Annotated in this window: 19 protein-coding genes; 17 read left to right on the top strand and 2 right to left on the bottom strand. The window is 52.0% G+C overall.

The genetic code is table 11. The features are described 5' to 3' along the window. The 13 genes from mraY to FP815_01160 all read left to right on the top strand — a co-directional run. Positions 1–338, top strand: a 338-nt coding sequence (gene mraY / locus FP815_01220) for a phospho-N-acetylmuramoyl-pentapeptide-transferase (protein MBA3013561.1), incomplete at its 5' end; no start/stop codon positions are given. Between the two features lie 5 nt (positions 339–343). Then, entirely contained in the window at positions 344–1,726 is a 1,383-nt protein-coding gene (gene murD / locus FP815_01215) for a UDP-N-acetylmuramoyl-L-alanine--D-glutamate ligase (protein MBA3013560.1), read from the top strand. 4 nt (positions 1,727–1,730) lie between these two features. Further along, positions 1,731–2,837: an undecaprenyldiphospho-muramoylpentapeptide beta-N-acetylglucosaminyltransferase gene (gene murG / locus FP815_01210; protein ID MBA3013559.1), complete on the top strand. Its 1,107-nt coding sequence runs from the start codon at positions 1,731–1,733 to the stop codon at positions 2,835–2,837. Between the two features lie 76 nt (positions 2,838–2,913). After that, positions 2,914–4,305, top strand: coding sequence for a UDP-N-acetylmuramate--L-alanine ligase (locus FP815_01205; protein MBA3013558.1), 1,392 nt, complete (start codon positions 2,914–2,916; stop codon positions 4,303–4,305). 65 nt (positions 4,306–4,370) lie between these two features. Then, positions 4,371–5,255, top strand: a complete 885-nt coding sequence (gene murB / locus FP815_01200) for a UDP-N-acetylmuramate dehydrogenase (protein MBA3013557.1) — start codon at positions 4,371–4,373, stop codon at positions 5,253–5,255. Continuing rightward, positions 5,242–6,093 (top strand): FtsQ-type POTRA domain-containing protein, encoded by an 852-nt coding sequence (locus tag FP815_01195; protein ID MBA3013556.1) that lies wholly within the window; start codon positions 5,242–5,244, stop codon positions 6,091–6,093. Before murB ends, FP815_01195 begins: the two co-directional genes overlap by 14 nt. Positions 6,094–6,189: 96 nt before the next feature. Further along, on the top strand, positions 6,190–7,437 hold the full coding sequence (gene ftsA / locus FP815_01190; protein ID MBA3013555.1) for a cell division protein FtsA: 1,248 nt from the start codon (positions 6,190–6,192) through the stop codon (positions 7,435–7,437). A 95-nt stretch (positions 7,438–7,532) separates the two neighbouring features. Continuing rightward, on the top strand, positions 7,533–8,744 hold the full coding sequence (gene ftsZ, locus FP815_01185) for a cell division protein FtsZ (protein ID MBA3013554.1): 1,212 nt from the start codon (positions 7,533–7,535) through the stop codon (positions 8,742–8,744). 46 nt (positions 8,745–8,790) lie between these two features. Beyond that, entirely contained in the window at positions 8,791–10,533 is a 1,743-nt protein-coding gene (locus FP815_01180; GenBank protein ID MBA3013553.1) for a radical SAM protein, read from the top strand. Between the two features lie 4 nt (positions 10,534–10,537). Next, complete coding sequence (locus tag FP815_01175; GenBank protein ID MBA3013552.1) at positions 10,538–11,974, top strand: two-component sensor histidine kinase; 1,437 nt, start codon at positions 10,538–10,540, stop codon at positions 11,972–11,974. A gap of 201 nt (positions 11,975–12,175) precedes the next feature. Continuing rightward, complete coding sequence (locus FP815_01170) at positions 12,176–12,823, top strand: PilZ domain-containing protein (GenBank protein ID MBA3013551.1); 648 nt, start codon at positions 12,176–12,178, stop codon at positions 12,821–12,823. 478 nt (positions 12,824–13,301) lie between these two features. Continuing rightward, positions 13,302–14,561 (top strand): cytochrome C, encoded by a 1,260-nt coding sequence (locus FP815_01165; protein MBA3013550.1) that lies wholly within the window; start codon positions 13,302–13,304, stop codon positions 14,559–14,561. A 282-nt stretch (positions 14,562–14,843) separates the two neighbouring features. Beyond that, on the top strand, positions 14,844–15,074 hold the full coding sequence (locus FP815_01160) for a hypothetical protein (protein MBA3013549.1): 231 nt from the start codon (positions 14,844–14,846) through the stop codon (positions 15,072–15,074). An 87-nt stretch (positions 15,075–15,161) separates the two neighbouring features. Here the strand turns inward: FP815_01160 and FP815_01155 are convergent, their stop codons facing one another. Next, positions 15,162–16,682 (bottom strand): AAA family ATPase, encoded by a 1,521-nt coding sequence (locus FP815_01155; protein ID MBA3013548.1) that lies wholly within the window; start codon positions 16,680–16,682, stop codon positions 15,162–15,164. A gap of 275 nt (positions 16,683–16,957) precedes the next feature. Beyond that, positions 16,958–17,404, bottom strand: coding sequence for a DUF1566 domain-containing protein (locus FP815_01150; protein ID MBA3013547.1), 447 nt, complete (start codon positions 17,402–17,404; stop codon positions 16,958–16,960). Between the two features lie 540 nt (positions 17,405–17,944). Here FP815_01150 and FP815_01145 point away from each other — a divergent pair. From FP815_01145 to FP815_01130, 4 genes are all read left to right on the top strand, one after another. Further along, on the top strand, positions 17,945–18,505 hold the full coding sequence (locus FP815_01145) for a cytochrome C (protein MBA3013546.1): 561 nt from the start codon (positions 17,945–17,947) through the stop codon (positions 18,503–18,505). Between the two features lies 1 nt (position 18,506). Beyond that, positions 18,507–21,788: a response regulator gene (locus tag FP815_01140; GenBank protein ID MBA3013545.1), complete on the top strand. Its 3,282-nt coding sequence runs from the start codon at positions 18,507–18,509 to the stop codon at positions 21,786–21,788. A gap of 29 nt (positions 21,789–21,817) precedes the next feature. Further along, the gene (locus tag FP815_01135) at positions 21,818–22,195 is read left to right on the top strand and encodes a response regulator (GenBank protein MBA3013544.1); all 378 of its coding nucleotides are present in this window, start codon (positions 21,818–21,820) and stop codon (positions 22,193–22,195) included. 18 nt (positions 22,196–22,213) lie between these two features. Next, on the top strand, positions 22,214–23,127 hold a 914-nt coding region (locus tag FP815_01130), incomplete at its 3' end, for a response regulator (protein ID MBA3013543.1).

The raw sequence follows: 23,127 nt of genomic DNA, 5'->3' as shown, positions 1-23,127 counted from the left end.
GTCTCGGATTTTTGTGGTTTAACGCCTTTCCGGCTCAGGTGTTCATGGGCGATACCGGGGCCTTGGCTCTGGGGGCGGGACTGGGGTGTGTGGCGGTGATGATTAAACAGGAGATACTCTTGGTTCTTGTTGGAGGTATCTTTGTGATGGAAGCCTTGTCGGTGATCCTCCAGGTCGGGTATTTTAAGATGAGTGGCGGCAAGCGGATTTTCTTAATGGCTCCGTTTCACCATCATTTTGAGAAAAAGGGATGGACTGAGCCCAAGGTGGTGGTTCGGTTTTGGATTATTTCAATCATTCTGGGTCTGTCGGCCTTGGCGACCTTGAAGCTTCGGTAGAGGATATGGCGCACAGCATTGAGGGCAAGCATATTCTGGTGGTAGGTCTGGGGAAGTCTGGCCGTTCCGCCATTGAGTTCTGCCGGAGCCGGGGTGCGAGCCGGATATCGGTGTCAGATGCGGGGGTGCGGCCCGATGATGCTATGTGGTTGGCGGAGCAGAATATTGCCTGTGAATTTGGTGGCCATAGCCGGGAGTTGTGCCACGCGGCAGACCTGATTCTGCTCAGCCCAGGGGTGCCGCACGACCTGCCGGTGTTTGCCGAGGCCAGGGACAAGGGGATTCCGGTTATCGGGGAACTGGCCCTTGCTCCGCGCTATCTCAAGACTCCAGTCATTGCTGTTACCGGCACCAATGGCAAGACCACGGTAACTACCTTGATCGGTGAGTTGATGCGGGTCTCGGGCTTTACGGTTTTTGTGGGAGGGAATATCGGCACCCCCCTGACCGACTATCTGATGACGGATCAAGAGGCGGATTGGTTAGTTCTTGAGGTCAGTAGTTTTCAATTGGATACAGCCGATACTTTTCGTCCCAATATTGGACTGTTGCTCAATATCTCTCCGGATCACCTTGATCGCTATCCGAGTTATGATGATTATGCGCTGTCAAAGTTGAACTTGTTTGCCCGCCAGGGCCAGGACGATGTGACGATTCTTAATGTGGATGATCCGGATACGGTTCGGTTGATGGATGGTGTGAAGAGTGTGCGCTCTGGATGGGAACCCAGGCGTCGCCTCGTTTTTGGCCGACGGCTTGAAGGTCGTATCGGCGCCGAGGTGCAAGGGACATCTGTCCGGTTGGTCGGAGATTGGCTGAGTGGGGCGGAAGACGTGTATGAGTTGGAAACAACTCAACTTGGAATGCCACCCAATGTGGAAAACGCGGCGGCCGCTATCCTTGCCGCCAGGGTCGCTGGTTGCCAGCCCGCTGGAATTAAGCAGGGAATCGGATCCTTTCATCTATTGCCTCATCGGATGACCGTGGTGGATGAGGTTGAGGGTGTTCGTTATATCAATGACTCCAAGGCGACCAATATCGGCGCGGTCCAGGCTGCTCTTGAGGCGATGACCGCTCAGGTGGTGCTGATTGCCGGAGGGAGGGACAAGGGGGGCGATTATTCGCTCATGGCACATCAGATCCGGGACAAGGTCAAGGCCCTTCTCTTGATAGGAGAAGCGCGGGATAAGATGGCAGCTGCCTTTAATACGTTGACTCACGTGGAGAAAATGGACTCTCTGCAGCAGGCGGTTCATCGGGCGCACGATTTGGCTTTCCCTGGTGATGTGGTTCTCTTGTCACCGGCATGCGCCAGTTTTGATATGTTTACAGGATACGTGGAACGCGGCCAGGTGTTCACGCGTCTTGTTCGGGAGTTGCAGGGGTAAGGCCATGGCTATCGGCCCTGAATCATCTTTTACTATGGTGATTACCGGTGGTGGGACTGGCGGACATTTGTTTCCAGGGATTGCCGTGGCCCAGGAAGTCATGCTGCGTTTGCCTAAGGCCAAGGTTGTTTTTGTCGGGACTGAGCGCGCTGTCGATCAGAATGCCATGGCCCAGTATGGGTTTGAGAGCCGAGCGGTTCGTTGCGGGTCGTTGAAGGGCGGCACAGTTACCGCCAAGATCAAAACACTATTAGGACTGCCGGGAAGCATTTGGCAGTCCTGGAGGGTGTTGCGGGAGTTTCGACCGGACTTGGTGCTGGGGGTTGGCGGCTATGTTACCGGTCCAGTGATTGTTGCTGCGAAAATGTTGGGCATTGCTACCGCTATTCATGAGCAGAATTCGATCCCCGGTCTTGCCAATAGGCGGCTGGGAGGTATGGTGGACAGGGTGTTTGTCTCCATTCCGGGTAGTGAGCGCCACTTTTCTAGTCAGCGGTGTCAATTAAGCGGTAATCCATTGCGGTGGGAAATTCTGGCTTTGTCCCGTCAAACGGTGGCTGATAGTGGAGCGAAGTTATTGGTTTTGGGCGGCAGTCAAGGTGCCCACAGGCTGAATACCTTGGTGCCTGAGGCGATTGCTGCCATAGTACCATTACCGTGTGGGTTTTCGATAATTCATCAGACCGGTGCAGCGGATGAGGAGATGGTGCGAGCAGCTTATCTACGACTGGGGGTGAAGGCTGAAGTTAGCGCATTTTTTTTTGACATGGCAGCTATCTACCACAAGGCAAGTCTTGTGGTCTCCAGAGCAGGGGCGACAACGCTTGCTGAACTGACAGCTTTGGGCAAGCCGTCAATCTTGGTGCCGTTTCCGTATGCCGCCGATGATCATCAGACCAAAAATGCTGAGGCCCTGGTGAGTGGTGGAGCTGCCAGGATGTTTGCTGAAGAGGGACTGACTGCCGAGGTTCTTGGTCGTGCAATCAAGGAAATTTTAACAGACGCTGATATGCTTCAAACCATGGGACAGGCGGCTCGATCCTTGGCTCGGCCCGACGCGGTGCATACAATTGTTGATATGTGTTTGGAGATGGTTGCAGGGAAGAGATAGGTTGGAGCAGTGGACGGAAAAGCCATAGCCGGGGCTTTTTCTGGAGTGATATCCCTGACATGAGGCACGGAGCGCTATGTATAAAAAAAATAAACATATTCACTTTGTGGGGATTGGCGGGATCGGCATGAGCGGAATCGCTGAACTCCTGTTGAACCTGGGTTACACCGTGAGCGGGTCCGACTTGAGGGAAAGTGATATCACCAGACGTCTGGCGGAGTTGGGCGGCGCCATCTACATTGGGCATCAGGCTGAGTGGATCAAGGGCGCCGATGTGGTGGTCACCTCAACAGCGGTAAAAAGCGATAATCCTGAGGTCATGGCTGCTGCCCAGGCTCAGGTGCCGATTATTCGCCGGGCCGAGATGCTTGCCGAGTTGATGCGCCTTAAACGATTCGGGATCGCGGTGGCTGGCAGTCACGGCAAAACCACCACCACCTCCATGGTTGGCTGGGTATTGGCTCAGGCCGGACTCGACCCCACGGTTGTGATCGGCGGTCAGGTCAATAGTTTGGGTACCAATGCCAAGCTGGGCCAGGGAGAGTTTCTGGTGGCGGAGGCCGATGAGAGTGACGGATCATTTCTCCATCTGTCGCCTGTTGTTGAGGTGGTGACTAACATCGATCTTGAGCATCTCGATTATTATCGTGATATTGATCACATCAAGGAAGTGTTTCTGGAGTTTATCAATAAAATCCCATTTTACGGCGCTGCGGTTATCTGCCTTGATGATCCGGATGTGGCTGATCTGCTGCCGCAGGTAAAAAAGCGGTTAATTACCTACGGCATGAGCGCTCAGGCCTATATCCGGGCCAGGAATATCGTTACCGAGGGCCTCTCCACCCGTTTTGAGGTTTGTCGGGCAGGCGAAGTGTTGGGGGATATGGTGGTGCCTTTGGCCGGTATTCATAATGTTTATAATACCTTGGCCGCAGTTGGTGTTGGCCTTGAGCTTGATATCCCGTTTCCGGTGATTGCCGAGGCCATGGCTACCTTCTCGGGAGTGCAGCGCCGGTTGCAGATCAAGGGGGAGGTTGGAGGCGTCACTGTGGTTGATGATTACGGGCATCATCCGACAGAGATTCGGGCAACGCTCTCCGCCATGCGTTCTGCCTGGCCAACCAGACGTCTGGTGGTGATATTTCAGCCGCATCGCTACAGCAGGACTCATGGGTTGATGCGCGAGTTCAGTACGGCATTCTATGAGTCAGATGTTCTTTATGTGACAGAAATTTATCCGGCAGGCGAGGCGCCGATTGAAGGTGTGACAGCGGCCTCTCTCATTGATTCGATCCAGGCCCATGGTCATAAGCAGGTATTCTCTGCTTCGAGTCTGCAGCAGATTGCGGCTCAAGTGTCGCCGATGCTGCGATCAGGAGATGTGGCCTTGACCCTTGGGGCGGGGAGCATTTCACAGATCGGAGAACAGATATTGGCGAACCTTAAGGGGATGGAGGTCAAGGGCTGACCTTGCCGTCGATCAGGGAAAAGATCAGCCGATGCTGGAGTGGGCAGATAGTGTGGAATTGCCCGATGACGGGGTTCTCTTCCCTCAAGGTTGGTGGTCCTGCTGACGCTGTGATCGAACCGGCAACGAAGGAAGATCTCATCCGCCTGGTGAGTTGTTTGACGGCAGAGGGGGTCCCATGGCAGGTGATTGGTCGCGGAACCAATATTCTCCCGGCGGATCAGGGTGTGGAAGGTGTCGTTATCGTGTTGGGCCGGCACTTTGCTGCGATCCAGGAAGTGGTTGGAGAGGGAGGATCTCGTCAGGTACAGGTCGATGCCGGATGTTCTTTGACTAAACTGGTTCGATGGTGCGCTGGACGCGGTTTGAGTGGCTTGGAATTCTGTTTTGGGATCCCAGGTTCGGTTGGCGGGGCAATTGTGATGAACGCCGGGGCTTGGGGGGGCGAGATAGCCCAAGTGATTTGTGAGGCAGAGTTTTTGGATGATGCTGGTCACCTAGAACACAGGCTCTTGACCCGTAACGATTTTTGTTATCGGGGGTGGCGGCACCCTCATGGCAAGGTGGTTGTCTCCGGGATATTTATAGTATCATCAGATGAAGCGCCGGATATTGTTGAGCGTTGTCATCGTTATGCCAAGGCGCGAGCAGCTAAGCAACCCAAGGGAGTGGCCAGCGCTGGTTCGTTCTTCAAAAATCCGGAGGGTGTGGCTGCCGGGTGGCTGATTGAACAAGCCGGGCTTAAGGGGTTGCGAGTGGGCGGGGCAGAAGTCTCTCAGGTACATGCGAATTTTTTAATTAATCGGGGCAGGGCATGCGCCGATGATTTTTACCAACTTATGCGTGTAGTGCAGGTCCAGGTGAGGGAGAAGTTTGGGGTTGAACTCTCTCCGGAAGTGAAATTGCTTGGAAGGTGGTATCAGGGAGGGGCGAGAGATGGGAAAGAATAAGCATAATAAAGGATGGAACGGGCAGCGCCTGCAGCGCGACAGCCTGCGTGAGGCTGGGGTGAGACGAGGGTTTTTTCTTATTGCCCTGGTCACTCTTTTCCTGGTCGGCGGTTTCATCGGCGGGTCGGTGGGCGTGTATCATTGGTTGTGTCGGTCGGATTTTTTTCAGATGACTGCGATTGATGTTGAGGGCAATCAGGATCTGTCTAAAAATACGATTATCTTTCTGGCCGGGATCGACATTCATGCCAACCTGTTGGCCGTTGACACTGCTGCTGTCGAGGCGAGAATCTGTAAGAATGGCTGGATTGAGTCGGCGAGCCTGCATAAGGAGTGGCCGAGCCGATTGCGGATTGAAGTTAAGGAGCGTCGGGCGGTGGCTCTGCTCAATACCAGCCAAGGACTCTACTATGTCGATGGCAAAGGGCAGCCGTTCGCACCGTTGACCGAGCAAGACGAGCTTGATTTCCCCGTGATCTCCGGCCTGGAGAGTTCCTTGACCTTCCAAGGGACAGAAGTTGTAGTTGCTGCCAGGGAGGAACTCGACGCGGTTTTGAAGTTTATTGGCTGGGCCACCCGAGGGAGTTCGTCGCTGCCGGCGCAAAATATTTCTGAGGTTAGTTTTACCAGTGATCGAGAAGTTGTTCTTTTTCTGGCGGATAGGCCATTTCCGATTTTTTTAGGCAAGGAAGTGGGGAAAAAGGAATATAATCGTCTAGCAAAGGTGCTCTACTGGTTGTATAAGAAAAAGGAGTTTCAATCCGTGGCCTATATTCGTTTGGACTATATGGAGAACAAGGTGTTGGTGGGCACGGAGATGGCAAAGGATAAGAGTTGACAAGGGTTTTAGTGAAGCCCTCCCGTATCAACAGAGGCCATCAGATGAGTGAGGCGCGGAATGCGTGATTGGTGCGAAGAGATAAAGGGTGAGTAGATGAGTCGGGGCGATTCTGAATTAATAGTTGGACTGGACATAGGTACCACCAAGATCTGTGTCGTAGTCGGTGATGTGGCGGAAGGCAAGATCAATATTATTGGTATGGGGGTTCATCCCTCAATTGGACTGCGTAAGGGAGTGGTCGTCAATATCGAGAATACGGTTAACTCCATCAGCTCCGCGATCCAGGAAGCGGAGTCGATGGCGGGGTGCTCGATATCGACGGTTTATGTGGGAATTGCCGGTAGCCATATCAATGGTTTCAACAGCCATGGCCTGATCGCCATTAAGCATGATGAGATCCGGAAGGAAGATATTGACCGGGTGGTTGAGGCAGCAAGCGCTGTGCCGATTCCGCCTGATCAGAAGATTATCCACGTGCTCCCTCAGGAGTTCAGGGTTGATGATCACTCCGGGATTCAGGACCCTCAGGGGATGACCGGAGTTCGGTTGGAGGCCAATGTTCATATCGTTACCGGCTCAGCAACCTCAATCCATAATATTGTCAAGTGTTGCAATCTCGCCGGACTTGAGGTCGCAGGAGTGGTGCTTGAACAACTGGCCTCGGCTGAAGCGGTGTTGACCCCGGAGGAGATGGAACTGGGAGTGGCTCTGCTCGATATTGGCGGTGGCACCTCGGATCTGGCGATTTTTTCTGACGGCACAATCAAGCACAGTTTTGTTCTTGGTTTGGGTGGCAATAATCTGACTAATGATCTTTCGATCGGGCTCAGGACGCCGATGAAGGATGCCGAGCGTCTGAAGGAGATGCATGGCTGCGCCCTGGCTTCGATGATCGACAAGGACCAGGCTATTGAGGTTCCAAGTGTCGGTGGGCGCACCCCTCGTCGACTGTCAAGGAAGGTAATGGGTGAGATTCTTGAACCCAGGATGGAGGAGATGCTGAGTTTGGTAAACCGTGAAATGTGTGAGGTCAAGATCGGTGACACCAGGGTCAAGGATCTGGTCAATGTGGGGATTGTGCTTACCGGCGGGACGTCGTTGCTGGTTAATATTCAGGAATTGGCCGAGCAAATTTTTGATCTGCCGGTGAGGGTTGGCATGCCCCGGGGAGTTGGCGGGGTTAACGACATTATCAACACCCCGCAGTGCGCTACCGGAGTGGGATTGCTGCTGTACGGGATACGGAATCGCGCTGAAGTGAATGCCCGGAATTATCGGGAAAGAAATATGCTAGGCAAGATCAAGAGTATTTTTAAGGGTGTTTCGGATCGATTTTTTTGATTGGTTACCGAAGTTGAGGCTTCGCAAAAAACGATTTTCCTGTTGCAAAAAAAATCAAATCTGGTTGTATCCGGAAGGATGAACGGAGGGAGAATATGACGTTTGAAATCGCTGAATTAGACACTCGAGCCAAGATTACGGTGATTGGCGTTGGCGGGGGCGGCGGCAATGCGGTGAACACCATGGTGGACAGCCGGTTGGGCGGGGTTAATTTCATTGCTGCCAATACTGACCTTCAGGCCTTGGAGTCGTCAAAGGCGGATGTCCGCATCCAGTTGGGTCCGAAGAAGACTAAGGGCCTCGGCGCTGGCGCTAATCCGGAACTTGGGCGGGAATCCGCCGAAGAGAGCATTCAGGAGATCAGGGAAGCCCTTACCGGGTCAGATATGGTCTTTGTGACCGCTGGCATGGGCGGTGGCACCGGGACCGGGGCTGCGCCGGTGGTTGCTCGGATCAGTCGGGAACTTGGGGCGCTGACCGTGGGTGTGGTGACCAAGCCTTTTGTCTTCGAAGGCAGAGCCCGGATGAAAAATGCCGAGCAGGGGTGGGTCAAGCTCAAGGAGCATGTTGACACCATCATCACGATCCCGAATGATCGTCTGATCGCCATGAGCAATAAGGGGACCACCTTCATCAATGGCATGAAGATGGCCGATGATGTCCTGGTTCAGGCGGTAAAGGGCATCTCAGACCTGATCAATATGCGTGGTTATATCAACCCTGACTTTGCCGATGTCCGTGCTATCATGAACGAGATGGGCCCGGCCTTGATGGGTGCAGGGGAGTCGGTAGGAGAAAACCGGGCGGTTGAGGCGGTCAATATGGCGATTGCCAGTCCGTTGCTGCAAGATATTAATATCAGTGGCGCCAAGGGTGTCTTGGTTAATATTTCGGCCAACGAAGCATCTCTGACCATGGCTGAAGTGACAGAGGCCACCACCAGGATATACCAGGAGGTCCATGACGAGGCGACTATCATCCTTGGGGTTATCTTTGATGATACCTTGGGTGAGGCCATGCGGGTGACGGTAATCGCCACCGGTATCAAGGAGGAGGAAGAGATCGAAGTTCTGCCCAGCAAGGTCATGCCTTTGGCAGCAAGAAAAGAGCAGCAGGAAGGCGAGGCTCCTGTCTCTGCTCCCTCTCATCCTGCCCCTGGCCGGCGGGTAGATTCGGTCCTGGAGCGCCGTGAGAAAACCATTGCGCCTCCTGTGCTTCGACCGAGAACGTTTGGCGCTGCGCGGCCCCAGTTTCTAGATGAAGAAGAGTTGGATCGGCCAACGTTTATTCGTCGCAATGAAAATTGATGCCTTTGGAGCAACCCCGTCATTATCCTGCTGATCTTTCGGCCCTATGAGTAGCGGTCGCCGGGAACGGCTCGATCACCGCAGCCTCTTTGACCGGGAAATAGGCGGTGTTAAGAAGAAGTGGAAGGACAGGCTGCCTGTAGCCATTATTTTTCCCAATACATACCAGCTAGGTATGTCTAATTTGGGATTTCAGATCGTTTTATCGCTGCTGAATCAGCATCCCGACATCGTCTGCGAGCGGTTTTTTTCTACTGGCGCTGAAAGTCCACTTTCGGTCGAATCAAACCGCCCCCTCAAAGATTTTCCTGTCATCATCTTTTCTGTCAGTTTTGAATATGATTTTGTCTCGGTGGTTGACCTCTTGCGCCGTGGGGGAATAGCGCCAACAGCCGTTGAGCGTCGTCAGGCCGGGGGGGTCAAGGCTGGGACCCCTCTTGTTATTGGCGGCGGGGTCGCTACCTTTATCAACCCCGAGCCCTTGGCCCCTTTCATGGACCTTTTTGTCCTGGGTGAGATTGAGCCTGTGGCAGCTCAGTTGCTTGACTATCTGTTTGCGGTGACAGCAGGACGCCCGGTTGACGCGTGTTTGCTCGATATGGCGATCAACCTGCCCGGCTGTTATGTGCCTTCTTTGTATCATCCTCACTATGGAGATGACGGTCGGCTTGAATCGGTTGAAGTAGTTTCTGGTGTCCCCCCTAAAATTGCTAAAAATGTGCATGCTGGCGGCGCTGTGGCCGGCCATTCACACATTCTTACCGAAGAGACTGAGTTCGCTAATATTCACTTGGTGGAGCTGGGCCGAGGGTGCAGTCGCAGTTGCCGCTTTTGCGCTGCGGGGTATGTCTATCGCCCTCCCCGGTTGTGGGAGCCTTCTGCGATCATGGCCGCGATTGAGGCTCGACCGGATGGAAATCAACGGGTGGGTCTGCTTGGGATGGAAATGGCCAGCCCTGACGATTTGCAATCAATTAGTAATTTCCTGCTTGATCAGTCCTGCAGCCTCTCCTTTTCCTCTCTCCGGGCAGACGCCATTGGCGGACCCTTGCTCGATCTTCTTTCCAAAAGCGGTTTGAAAACGGCAGTCATTGCTCCGGATGGCGGATCGGAGCGTCTGCGGCGGGTGATTAACAAGGGGATCACCCGTGCCGACTGCTTGCAGGCGGCATCTTTGCTCGCTGAGGCTGGCATCTTTACCCTGAAGTTGTATTTCATGATCGGTTTGCCCACAGAAACCATGGAAGATCTGGATGAGATGGTGGATCTGGTGCTGGAGATTCAGGATACGGTCATGGCTGTTGGTCGGCCTCGAGGCAGGATCTGTCGACTGGCTTTAAGCGTGAACAGTTTTGTGCCCAAGGCCTGGACCCCCTTTCAGTTTGCCGAATTCGGTCCTGTGGAGGTGCTTAAGGAGAGGATCAAGTTTCTACGGAAGCGGTTTGCCGGGTGTCATCACTTGACCTTCACCGCCGATCAGCCGGATAATGCCTATTTTCAAGCGATGCTGGCACGAGGGGATCGTCGGGTGGGCGAGGCGCTGTTCGCCTTGAGTGAGCAGGGACGCAATTGGCGTCAGGTCTGTCGGCAGGCAGGAATCGATCCCGATTTCTATGCCGCGCGGTCTCGGGATCAGCAAGAGTTGTTGCCGTGGGAGGTAGTCGATCATGGGATTGATCGTGCCTACCTGTGGCATGAATATCAGCAGGCCTTGCGGGCGAAGCCCTCGCCGGTCTGCGGGATTAGCGCCGACAATCAGTGTCGGCGGTGCGGGGTGTGTCGTGACTGATCGTATGCGCAAGGCAGAGTCGGAAGAGGAGATTGATCAGAAGCCCTTTGAATTGGTTAAGTTTTTTTCATTTTCAGCTTTGGCGGTCTTTCTGGTCTTTACATTTGTACTGGTCTGGGTGATTTCAGATAACACCAGGGAGATGCTTTTAGAGCGGAGTGAGGACTATGCCAAGGTCTTGTCCGAGAATCTCAATCATCAAGTTTATCAGCAGTTTGTGGTGCCAACCTACCTCAGGTATAACGAAATTGCCTTGCGCAAGCCCGAGCAGTTTCAGCGTCTTGACACCATTATCAAGAACACAACTCATGGACTTAACATTGAGTCAGTCACTATCTATGAGATCAATGGCCCCAAGGTGGCTTACAGTACTATTTTGGAGAAGGTTGGGCAATTGGAGCCGGAGACGATGCAGTACCTGGACGCCAGGGATGGTAAGAATAATTCGACCTTGGTGGGGGCTGGCAGTCTGTTTGGTTTGCTTCCCGGCAGGGAGGGGGTCCATGGCCAACTTAAGACTTATATCCCGCTTCGTCTGGAGCAGGGGCTTGGCGAGGATACCGGGCCTATCCTTGGAGTGTTTGAGATCGTCCAGGATCTCTCCCCGGACTTAAAGGCAGTGGTTCGATTACAGGGCATGATTATTGGGACCTCCGTAATCATGATGTCGGGCCTCTTCGTGGTTTTGTGGTTGATTGTCGCCCGTGGCGACCGGATTGTTGAGAAACGGTCTCGTGAGCGGTTGAAGCTTGAGGAGCGGCTCAACCATGCCGAGCGGCTGGCAGGTCTTGGCAAAATGGTGGCGGCTGTTTCTCATGAGATTAAAAATCCACTGGGGATTATTCGGAGTACCGCCGAGGTTCTGGGCAAGCGCCTGACCAAGCTCGCGCCTGGCAACGAACATCTGGCAGCCATTATCGTTCAGGAAACCGGTCGGCTGGATCGTATTGTGACCGAATTTCTTGATTTCGCCCGTCCTCAGAAGATGCGGTTTGCCCCTGTCGGCATTGCCGATCTTGTCAGCCGCGCCTTGCAATTTATGGAACCTGAGTTTGTTAAGGTTGGTATCAGCGTGGATTCGAGTGTGGATTATGCCGTAACGGCGGAGGTCGATAGCGATCATCTGTATCAGGCTATCCTGAATATCCTGGTGAATGCGGTGCATGCCATGCCTGAAGGAGGCGTGTTGACGGTTCGGCTTTTTCAGGAGGCCCGGACGCGTTCCGTGTGTCTTACAATTGCCGATAGCGGTGTCGGGATGAGTGAAGAAGTGGTGGGTCAGATCTTTTCCCCATTTTTTACCAAGAAGAATCGCGGAACCGGTCTGGGGCTCGCTATTGTTAAGAATATTATTGAATCCCACCTCGGTCAGATTGATGTAGATTCTGTTGAGGGCAAGGGGACAGAGTTCATTATTCGGTTGCCGCAGACCGACGACTGATACTCTGTGTTACGTGTAGATTTTGTAACCATTCGTCATTCATGATATTTCTCGGATTTAGATTGTTTGTTTGTGGTCGCCCCTGTTTTTACCTAGCATTTTTTTTCCTAGAGATGCCTTTCTTGATGTGGTAAGCACTCTTACTCATGATACGTAGCACTCGTTTGGATGAGCTGATCAATTCAATAAGGAGGGGCGCGGATGGTCTTAGTCAGTGAGCAACCTTGCTGGGAACTTATGCAATGCAGCGGTAAAGATTGTGTTGCCAGGAATTATCCTGAAAAGCCGTGTTGGGAACATGCCGAGGCATTGAACTACACGGCCAGTGTTCATGGCGTATGCCGTGATTGCATCGTCTATGTCGCCAAGCAGAAACCCGCTGTTTTCTCTGAACAGGAGCTTGCCGCTATCTTCAGCCACCAGAAAGTCTACGGTGTTAATCATCCCAAGTGTCCGGCCCAGGTTGTCCATAACCGTCATTGGCCTATCTCTTCGGAAAGGCGGGAGGCTGCCCGGTACCGAATCAATGCCCACGCTAAGGCGGTAGTCCCTGACCGGGGTGGTTCTGTCGGCATGGTTCTTGACCTGAGCGATAGAGGTCTTTCCTTCTCCCATAACGGTCACCGGGCGTGGAAAAATCAACCCATTCATCTGGGGATCTCTGTTGACGATTTTTCCCTTACCGGTCTGCACGCTCAAATCATCTCAGATCGTCCTTTGTCCGGGTCTATTCTGGATCAGTGGCGCTGTAGTGTTAGGTTTACGGATCTTTCCTTAGGGCAGAAGGACATGCTTGAGTCAATCATCAGTCAATACGGCCAAGTGTGTTTTGATCGGAGCGTCTGCTAGCAGCGAGGGCCAGAATGTCAAGATGCCGGTTTTGGTGGCGCTGGCACGGGCAGTAAGTATGGCGTGTGCTCTCTCGCCGGAGATCAATTGACTGTAGTGTCCCAAGGTAATTTCCGAGTTATGTCCTCTGCCTCCGGCGCTCTGATTGTGGCGTGTCCTGACCTGCCCTTTCAACCGTACCTGCCGCAACGGATTTCTCGCGCTTTAGTTATTCGATAAAGCCCCTTACTCGTTTCTGCGGCCAGCTGTTCCCTGCCGTTGTCCGAATCCCGCTACCGTACTGCATGCCTCTTCTCCGTCTGACGCCCACTAACCTTTTAACAAGACAATGCCGAGCTGTAAAAGGTGAAAATATTCACTCTGGCCTAAAGCGCACGCCTTTACGACTGGTGGTGTTTATGTTGTGAGACGTAGTATTATTTTGTATGTTGTTGGACAGTTATGTTATTCATCGTTAATGATATCAGGAGGTTTCTTGATGCGGATAATCGTTTTGTTTGGAGGGTTTCTGCTTCTTGCCGGATGCGTCGGCGGCATGGGAGGGAGGGGGACGGAGGCACAGCTGAGCGAACCCCGTGTGCTTACCGATCTTGAACAACTCGGGAAAGAATTGTTTTTCGATCCAGCTCTTTCCCGTCCGGAAGGGCAGTCCTGTTCTACTTGCCATGACCCGGTTGTCGGCTGGACAGGCCCCAGGTCTGATCTCAATCTGACCGGTTCCGTCTATCCTGGGGCGGCCCACGAACGTTTCGGCAACCGTAAACCTCCGAGTGCGGCCTATGCCACCCAGAGCCCGGTGTTGCATTATGATCAGGAAGAAGAGATCTTCATCGGCGGTAATTTCTGGGATGGCCGGGCGACCGGATGGCTGCTGGGTCAAGCGGCTGCCGACCAGGCGCAGGGTCCCTTCCTTAATCCGGTGGAGCATAACCTTCCCGATGCGGCATCGGTCGTTAACAAGGTCTGCGCCTCGGCCTACGGTGATCAGTTGCGAAGCCTATTCGGCGCTACCATCTGCGACAACACTGTCAACGCCTATAATGCCATCGGGCAGGCAGTTTTTGCTTACGAAAACTCTGCCGAGGTCAACCCGTTCACCTCCAAGTACGATTATTATCTGCGTAATCCTCAGAAATACCCGCTCAGTGCACTGGAACTTAAGGGGCTGCGACTCTTCGAAGACAAAAAACGGGGGAAATGCGCCGAATGCCATCCCAGTGAGCCGAGGGACGATGGTTCTCCACCTCTCTTTACCGATTTCACTTTTGACAACCTCGGCCTGCCGAGAAATCCCGTTAACCCCACCTACCGGATGCCGCCGGAGTTCAATCCGAAAGGCTCTTCCTGGGTAGACCCCGGGTTGGGCGGTTTTTTGGCCGTGGTGCCGCGTTTTGCTCATTTGGCGGAAAAGAACCAGGGCAAACATAAGGTGCCAACCCTGCGCAATGTCGATAAGCGGCCCGGCCTCGATTTTGTTAAGGCCTTTGGTCATAACGGCGTGTTTAAAAGCCTGAAGGATGTCACTCATTTCTACAACACCCGTGATGTGCTGCCGGTTTGTGAAAAGATTGCAGACGCACAACCGGGCCAAAACTGCTGGCCGCAACCGGAAGTGGGAGTCAATGTTAATAATGAGGAGTTGGGCAACCTCGGCCTGAGTGAAGAGGAAGAATGGGCAATTGTGGCATTTATGCAGACCTTGAATGACGGCTGGGTGCCTGAGGTCAGTGGCCAATAACTCAGGCGGCTATCCGAAGTCATCCAGTCTTTGGTGATGAATCCTGACGCAAACTCATGAGGTTTGCGCTGCCCCAAGAACTGTAAACGAGTTCGTGGTTCTTCCGATGCGTGAGCGCGGCCTGTGAGCTATGCTTTGGCAGGCAAGCGGGCCGTTGCCTCGCCAGCTTGGCCTCTTTTTCGCTGTTATATCTGGCTGTTTTCCTCTCTTCCTCCTTATCTTGTTTCGAGTATCAGCCCTACCGATAGCACTCCATCAGGCCTTCCTTCTTGGTAATATATATTGGGTGGTAACATCCACTCCCTGCTCTTTTCGTTGGAGGGCGAGGAATTGCCTGTGGTGCAAGCATGGTGCGGCACAATTCTCTGGATATGCCGGAGTCCCTTGCGCCCTCACTACAAACGGAAGAATTGGTATGTCGGGGTTAGCCTGCTCATGCCGCCAGAGAAACCCACTTGGTCGGAAAAGGAGATCCGGGTGGAGACTATGCGTGCTTCCGGCCCTGGCGGTTAGCACGTCAACAAAACCGAGAGCGCCGCCCGCATTACCCATATGAGAGAGATTTATGCCCAGTCCAGACAGTGTATGTACCAGCCTCCACTACAAGTCCTTATTTACCTTTACTTCTGGGGGCTCTTGGTACTTTTCTTTGTTATCGCATTGAGGAAAAGCAGAGCATCCAAGGAAAGTACTAAATGGACCCGTGCGAATTACCATTTTTTTTCCACATTTTTTGCAAACCGTTTTCCTTCTATGTTCGATCACTCTAGATAGAGATTCAACCGTATACAATGGTAGAGAGATGAGGAGAAATGATACTGGCTCACTTGCGCCGCCTGTTGTGACGAGGCAAGTGATTTCCTGTTCGCTTGGTGGGTTGAGATCGAACCGTATTGCAATAGCACTATTTTTTTGATGAATGAAATGATGTATTGATTTGAGCGTACCGCTTTTGCCTGCCTTTACTTCCACCGGCAATATCCAGTTTCCATGTGAAATTGCGTAATCAATCTCAGCGTTAGTCGTTTTTTTCTCTCTTAACCAATACTGTAAGCGAGGCGGATCAAGACCTAGGTTGCTATCTATAAGATGTTGGCCAATAAACTGTTCGGCAAGACCTCCTTCATTAACCAATGCTTGGTCTATCATTGATGAAATGGCGAGCCAATCCAGACCGCAAACATGGTTGGCCAAGCCGATATCCAAAAATATAAGTTTATACGTATTCTCGTCTATCTCCGCGTGGAGGGGAAGTCCTGAACAGCTACTATGAAAAATTTGGTGGCAGATACGTGCTTTTGTGAGCAGTTGAATAGCATCTTTTATCTTTGAAGAACGATGATCCCGGTCAATATTGCTGTATTTTACTTTCCGACCTAGATTTCTCGGGATGTAGTTGAATACTTTCTGAAGGAGCATCAAATCCTGCTGGCGGGCATATTTTGAAAAATCATCGGTATAGGTATTGACAATACTTCGATGAACAGCGGAGACTTCAGATAATGAGCCGCTTTCCTGGTAAACTTTGACTGCCTCGGGCATCCCACCAATGAAGAAAAATTCTCTAAGCCGCTCGAGAAGTTTGATGTGGCCGGTTTCGGGAAAAATGTCGTTGGCCTCAATTGACCCTAAATAGCTGCACAAATAAGGATCTACTGCTGACAGGAACTCGGAAAATGTAAGAGGATATAGATGGAGGTATTCAATCCGTCCGACAGGCATTGAAAAAGAATGATCGGCAAGAGTGAATTCCAATAGTGACCCGGCCGCAATGATCGGTAGGGATGGCACCTCTTCGTAAAAATAACGAAGTGCCTTGAGTGCATGAGGAGTTGCCTGGACTTCATCAAGGAAAAGCAGACTTGACTCTCCTTTGATATTACGACCTGCAATAGCTTCCAGTTCTTTGCAGATTCGCTCGGTATTAGTGCTTTTGAACAAATCATCGAGACGCAGGTAACGTTCGAGGTTGATTTCGTTCAGTTCTAATCCCATCTTTTCAGCGAACTGGCGCACAAGGGTCGTTTTTCCAACCTGACGTGCTCCTCGGAGCACTAGAGGCTTACGATCCTTTTTTTTCACCCAGTCAACAAGCCGGTTTTCAGCAGTTCTCTTAATCATGCCCAAACAACCCCCTTCTTTTGTCTGTATTCTTGACACCCGACACCCCTCTTAAAATATTGTAATAAAAAGGGGTTGTTTTGGCAACGGGAATAAGTTTCTTGCGGTTTATTCTAAAAAAGCACGAATTGTCCGTTTGAGGTGGTAGGAAAAAAATGGACACACTTTTAAGAGTGGGTAGAGGGTGTTGCGTACCAGTAGTGGTGAGCCCGTCACGAAGCGATAGCGGAGGACGTTCTTTTCCGATGAGGGTAATTTTGTGTTGCTGGTGATTGTCAAGGTCTGACGGCTCTGACCCGGCCTAGCTTTCCCCGAAGGTATTGGCGGACGTAATCGCATTGGGTTGCCGAAACTTCCCAGGAACCAACTGTTCCTTTACCATCGCTCTCCTTGGACCAGTAATTCCCTTCGTGCGTAAAGGCGCACTCTCCGTTCCGGTGGAAGTCAAAGAGGGAGGCCAAGTCGAATAATTCTTGGCGTGTGGGCAGTCGCCAATCGGTATGTCCGCTAAGGGTAAGCTTGTCGGCATAAATTTGGGCTGCGTCAAATGTTGTGAATGGTGCGCTATGCTCACTCTGCCACATCAGGCCGGATGCTCTGTCGTAACACATCCCGTTGCCGAGGTTTTGAAGGTCCGCTGTTTGTTGATTTTTGCTGTTGCAGCCATGTACGAAGAAGATAATGGCAAGAAATAGTGTTGGTAAAATTTTTTTCGATTTCATCGGTCGGCCTTCTTTGATGATTTAGGGTGTGTTTGTCAAGATTGACTCTTCCCTGATTATTCTGCTTTAGGTGGACTATGGTGCGGAGGATCTTATCTAGTGATATTGGATAATTTGCTTAGTATCAAGAGAAATAAATACCAGTATCTTGGGCTCTGCGATGGAAAACCAGGGTTTTGTCAGCATGGGTGACGTCGGTGACAGGGGCGGAGGGAGAGCGTCACCGGTTGATTTTGTCTGTTGGACTGGACTGTACCTCCTGGGAGGTGAGCGATCATCGGACAGCCTCTAATTGATTTATGATATGGCGCTGCCGAAATACTGAGTGAGTTTCTGCCGAGTTGTACGTTGTGGTGGAAGGTGTCTGGCTGAAAAATCGTGCATGTTGTCTTTAAATACGATATTGTACTGCTAGCAAAGGACTAGAATTTTTTGTGTGCTGCACACACGAAGAAGTTCAATTGTCGTCTAAGAAGGTGCGGGTTGATTGCGGTTTCGTTCTATTGAGCCTGACAGCTCGCCCATGAGAGGAGCATGACTATGCTAAGCAAACAGTTTTTGGGTGCTGGCAAGGCCGACGGCCCCAACTCGAAAGCATTTCAGTCTTTTTCCCCCCTTTTCTCCCGTATTGTTTTTTTTGTTATCTTCTTGTTGTCCCTCCCTTTTCTTTCCCCTTTTGCCCTGATCTTAAGTGTGGCTCAGGCTTCCCCTGTTCCGGCCATCTATGTTGGGTCTGACGCCTGCAAAGATTGTCATGCCGATGAGTATGACAGTTTCGTCACCTACGCCAAGAAAAGTAAGTCCTTCGAGAGCATAGAGAAGCTGCGCAGAGGCTTGCTGCCCGAAGATATCGAGCGGTGTTATTCTTGTCATACCACAGGGTATGGTCAGCCTGGCGGTTTTGTCAGTTCGGAGCAGACCCCCCAATTGAAAAATGCCGGTTGTGAGGTCTGCCACGGACCAGGCAGCATTCATGTGCTGAGTCGTAGCTCGACCGATATTAAGCGGCATCTCACCACTGATGTCTGTGGGCAGTGTCATATCTCGGAACGGGTCAAGGCCTTTCGTTATAAGCCTATGATCCACGGCGGGGCGCATTGATATGATGATGATCCTTGATTTTATCCGTCGTCGGCTTGCCCTGAAGATACTGTTGGCCTTGACTTTCGCGGTCGCTATGGTCATGGGGGTTACGATCTATCTTGCGGTCAGCAGCCAGCGGGAGCAGATCCGGGAGCGGATGGCCACTTTTGGTAGGGAGTTGAAGGACCTGGCTTATGCCGGAATCAAGCATCCCATGTCAGTAGGAGACAGTGCCTCGGTGCAGCGCCAGCTTATGGACGTGCGCGATATGCTGAAGGGTACGGAGATCATGATCTGTGACTTTGATCAGAGGATTGTCTTTGCCACCCATGAGGAGAAAATTAATACCCAGGTAGAGCAGCTGATTGATAACGGGGAAGCTCTCACAGCTCTCACTCAGCTTCTTACTGCTGGAGAGCCTTATGATGAGAGATATTTCGAAGAGGAGGTTGGTGGCCGGAAATATCTGGTGACTCTCCACCGGATGCCTAATGAGCCGGAATGTCATCACTGTCATGGCGCTTCACGGAAAGTTCTTGGTGGGTTGATTGTTCGTCAGGCCACCGATGAGACCTACAGCGCCATCGTCTCCTTGCGGAATCGGACGATATTCATCTGTGTTTTGGGTCTCGCCGCCATTATCAGCATTATTTATCTGCTTTTGACGCGGTTGGTTACCCGACCGGTGGCAGACCTGGTGGATAAGGCGGAACAACTCGCCCAGGGGGATATGTCAGTGTCGGTGCGGGTGTGCACTGACGATTCCATAGGTGTTCTGGGGAAATCATTCAATGCCATGGTGCTGAGTATCAAGGACCGGATTGAATATGCCAACGGATTGAGGGACGCCATTGCCGATCCTCTCTTTCTGGTGGATACGAAGATGGTCATCACATACATGAACGAGGCCTGCGTTCAGCTTACAGGGTACACCAGGGAGGAGGCCGAGGGCAGGATGACCTGTCAGCAGGTGTTTCGCAGTGATATCTGTGAAGAGACCTGCCCGATAAAGCAGTGCTTTCAGACTGGTGAACCGGTGGAGCGCGTCCGAATTATCATGACAAATCGACAAGGCGAGGAGATTCCCTTAATGGCGAGCGCCAGCGCCATGCGCGATGCTCATGGCGCGCTGGTGGGTGGGGTGGAGATCTGCAAGGATATCACCGATGTCCTGGAGGCCGAAAGGTTGCGGTATATTAGAAAGACTGCGCAAAGGGAAGAGGACCAGCGCAAATACCTTGAGTCCAGAGTCGAAAATCTGTTGGTCGCGCTTTCTCAGGTGTCGGGCGGCGACCTATCGGTCCGAACCGAGATTCTGGATAAAAACGATGTGATGGATAAGATCGCCCAGCATGTTAACCAGATGCTCGAAAGCCTGGAGCGGCTCTATGAGCGGATATCTTCGTTCAGCAAGGAGTCGGAGTTGGAAGTGGCCCGCAGGACCATGATGCTGCGTGAGAAAACATTGCTTCTCGAACGGGCCAACCGGGAGTTGAGGGAGCTTGATCGCTTGAAATCGGCTTTCCTGGCCAATATGTCACATGAGTTGCGGACTCCGATGAATTCGATCATTGGCTATACCGATCTGCTGATTGACCGGGTGGACGGCGAAATCAACGAGGAGCAGGAGAAGAGCCTGCACAAGGTCGAGAATAACGCCCGGCACCTCCTGCAGTTGATCAATGATATTCTTGATATGTCGAAGATTGAATCAGGCAAGGTTGAACTCGATCTCAAAGAGACCGATATCTGCGAACTGGTGGCATCCCTGACTACCACCTTTGAGCCTGTCATTTCCAAGAAACACCTCTCTCTTGCCTTTGACTTTGCGGATCAAATTCCCCTTGTGTATGTGGATCGAGACCGAGTTCACCAGATCTTCATTAATCTCCTCTCCAATGCGGTAAAATTTACCCATCAGGGTGGCGTCACCATCTATGTGCGGCCCTCGGATCGTGGGGTTAGCCCTGGTGAGTCGCCATTTTTTGTGGAGATCTGTGTGGTGGATACCGGGATCGGTATCAAGGAGGAGGATATCAATAAGCTCTTTGATAAATTTAGCCAGATCGATGTCTCTACCATCCGCCAATATGAGGGCACCGGACTGGGTTTGAGTATTGCTCGGGGGCTGGTGGTGCTTCATAAGGGAGTGATCTGGGCCGAGAGCCGTTATGGCGAGGGCAGCCGTTTTTGTTTCACCCTGCCGGTGCAAAAGAAGATCATGGAGCGGCCTGCTCAGGTAATTGTTGAGCCGCTGATGGCTGAGGGATTGGCTACCTATTTTGACAAGCCGGTTGAGATGTTTCTTAAAGCCCCTCATTATGGGGGCAAACCGATCAGGTGCTGGGAGTACGTTCATTGCGGTCAGAGCAGTTGCCCTGCTTATGGCAGCGATGATAATCGGTGTTGGCTGATTTTCGGCACCCATTGCAAGGGGACCAAGGTTGCGGCCTATCCGGAGAAGGTGGAGTTCTGCAAAGGGTGCGAGATCGTTGAGCGGCTGATCATTGAGGAGGGTGAACAGGTCGTTTCAGGTCTGACCGATGACCTAAGCCCGATGAGTCTCACCGCCATGAAGACTATTCTGGTCATTGATGATAATCCGGAGGTGATCGAGTTGATCCGGAAATATATCGGCGCTGAGTACCGGGTGGTGGGGCACCAAAGCGGAGAAGGGGCGGTGGAGAAGGCCAAAGCGATCAGACCGGTTGCTATTACCTTGGATATTATGATGCCTGGGAAAAATGGCTGGCACGTGCTGCTGGATTTAAAAAGAACTCCGGAGACCCAAGATATCCCGGTGATCATCCTCTCCATTGTCGATGACAAAAAGATGGGGTTTAGTCTTGGCGCTGCGGAATACCTGGTCAAGCCTATTGATCGCAATGTGCTGATAAAGAAGCTTAAACGCCTTGAGCGGGTTGCCGGAATCCAGAGAATCTTAGTGGCAGATAGCGAACCCCGGAGCGTTGAGGCCATCTGCCAGGCCCTTGAGGGTACCGGCTATCAGGTGACTTCCGCTTTTTCTCAGGAAGAGGCGGTCCGTTCGATCAGCAGGTATCTCCCCGATCTGATTGTTTTTAATCTCTTGATGCAGGATGCAAAGGGCGTGGGCCTTTTGGAGTATATCAGATTTGATGAACGCCTTAAAAATATCCCCTTGATCCTTCTTGCGGAGAAGAATTTGAACGAAGCTGAGATAAAGGATCTGAACGGCAGGATAGCGGCCACACTGAACAAAGGGGTATTGAGCGAAAAAGATTTACTCGCCGAGTTGAAAGGGATCATTGAAAAAATGTGATGCAGGGGGCAATAGCCACTATGGAAGAGATGGAAAGCTATATGATACTGGTAGTAGATGACAATCAGGATAACCGGGAGTTGGTGGTTAAGGTCCTGACGGCAAAGGGCTATCGTATTGCTGAGGCGATTGATGGTGAGGAGGCTTTGAGCAAGGTGGCTGAAATCGGGCCGGATCTGATCCTTATGGACATTTCTATTCCCAAGCTGGATGGGTATGAGGTGACCAAGCGGCTCAAGAGTAGCGATGCCTTTCGGGCTATCCCGGTAATAGCCTTGACGGCGCATGCCATGAAGGGTGATCGGGAAAAGGCTATTGCTGCGGGATGTGACGGTTATATCACCAAGCCGATTAATGTTCGTGAGCTTGCCAACCAAATCAAGCCTTTTTTTCGACCAGATAAGTGACTTGGGGGAAGGAGACCCGTGGAGAATAAGAAGAAGATCCTTATTATTGATGACTCCGCTGATACGGTAGAGTTACTGCGGAAGAGATTGCGGGCCATTGGTTATGATACTGATGAGGCTTGTGACGGGGTGGAGGGTCTGGCGAAGGTTGAGACATATTGGCCGGATCTCATCCTTCTTGATGTGATGATGCCGAGACTCAGCGGGATTGAGGTCTTGAGGCGACTCAGGGCCAAGGAGCAGACCAAGTACGTGGCGGTAATTATGCTTACCGCGAAGAGTGAGGTTCAGGACAAGGTCGAAGGACTTGATGTCGGAGCGGATGATTATATTACCAAGCCCTTTGATTTTAAGGAATTATCGGCTCGGATTCGTTCTTTGTTCGCCAAAAAGGAGGCTAGTGCCCAGCTTGCGACAGAGGAAAAGACCGGCGCTCTTGAGTATCTCGTCAATGAGGTGGCCCATGAGATTCGAAATCCCTTGGTGGCCATCGGCGGTTTTGCCAGGCGGGTTCACGACAGCCTGCCGGAAGGCACCCAAAACAAGGGATATCTGGCGATTATCATGCAAAATGTTGCGGTCCTGGAGAAAATGGTCGCCCATCTGGTGGAATTAAAGAGTGCGGCCCTTGCCTATGTTGAGCCATCAAGCGTCAACGAACTGCTGACATCGACCCTGGCCGGATTTGACCAGATGCTTGTCGAGAACGGGATAGTGGTGGCAACCGATTTGATGGACTCTCTGCCCCTTATTCCTGCTGATCGCCATAACCTGCAGCGTGTTCTTTTTCATGTTCTGGAGAATGCCATTGAGGCGATGACCGGGGAAGTCAGGCAGCTTAAGATCACGACTAGGGACAGTAATGGTCACGTCGAGATCTCTATTACCGATACCGGCAAGGGGATATCCCGCGACAAGATTAAAAATATTTT

This window comes from Desulfobulbaceae bacterium, from assembly GCA_013792005.1.
Classification (GTDB): Bacteria; Desulfobacterota; Desulfobulbia; order Desulfobulbales; family VMSU01; genus VMSU01.
Note: the sequence above shows the minus strand (reverse complement) of the source record. Positions and strands in the feature narration are given on the sequence as shown.

What these genes read in the sequence shown, in the direction of transcription:
- murD (MBA3013560.1), top strand. Translation starts at nt 344, where the DNA reads ATGGCGCACAGCATTGAGGGCAAGCATATTCTGGTGGTAGGTCTGGGG.
- murG (MBA3013559.1), top strand. Translation starts at nt 1,731, where the DNA reads ATGGCTATCGGCCCTGAATCATCTTTTACTATGGTGATTACCGGTGGT.
- FP815_01205 (MBA3013558.1), top strand. Translation starts at nt 2,914, where the DNA reads ATGTATAAAAAAAATAAACATATTCACTTTGTGGGGATTGGCGGGATC.
- murB (MBA3013557.1), top strand. Translation starts at nt 4,371, where the DNA reads ATGACGGGGTTCTCTTCCCTCAAGGTTGGTGGTCCTGCTGACGCTGTG.
- FP815_01195 (MBA3013556.1), top strand. Translation starts at nt 5,242, where the DNA reads ATGGGAAAGAATAAGCATAATAAAGGATGGAACGGGCAGCGCCTGCAG.
- ftsA (MBA3013555.1), top strand. Translation starts at nt 6,190, where the DNA reads ATGAGTCGGGGCGATTCTGAATTAATAGTTGGACTGGACATAGGTACC.
- ftsZ (MBA3013554.1), top strand. Translation starts at nt 7,533, where the DNA reads ATGACGTTTGAAATCGCTGAATTAGACACTCGAGCCAAGATTACGGTG.
- FP815_01180 (MBA3013553.1), top strand. Translation starts at nt 8,791, where the DNA reads ATGAGTAGCGGTCGCCGGGAACGGCTCGATCACCGCAGCCTCTTTGAC.
- FP815_01175 (MBA3013552.1), top strand. Translation starts at nt 10,538, where the DNA reads ATGCGCAAGGCAGAGTCGGAAGAGGAGATTGATCAGAAGCCCTTTGAA.
- FP815_01170 (MBA3013551.1), top strand. Translation starts at nt 12,176, where the DNA reads ATGGTCTTAGTCAGTGAGCAACCTTGCTGGGAACTTATGCAATGCAGC.
- FP815_01165 (MBA3013550.1), top strand. Translation starts at nt 13,302, where the DNA reads ATGCGGATAATCGTTTTGTTTGGAGGGTTTCTGCTTCTTGCCGGATGC.
- FP815_01155 (MBA3013548.1), bottom strand. Translation starts at nt 16,682, where the DNA reads ATGATTAAGAGAACTGCTGAAAACCGGCTTGTTGACTGGGTGAAAAAA.
- FP815_01150 (MBA3013547.1), bottom strand. Translation starts at nt 17,404, where the DNA reads ATGAAATCGAAAAAAATTTTACCAACACTATTTCTTGCCATTATCTTC.
- FP815_01145 (MBA3013546.1), top strand. Translation starts at nt 17,945, where the DNA reads ATGCTAAGCAAACAGTTTTTGGGTGCTGGCAAGGCCGACGGCCCCAAC.
- FP815_01140 (MBA3013545.1), top strand. Translation starts at nt 18,507, where the DNA reads ATGATGATGATCCTTGATTTTATCCGTCGTCGGCTTGCCCTGAAGATA.
- FP815_01135 (MBA3013544.1), top strand. Translation starts at nt 21,818, where the DNA reads ATGGAAAGCTATATGATACTGGTAGTAGATGACAATCAGGATAACCGG.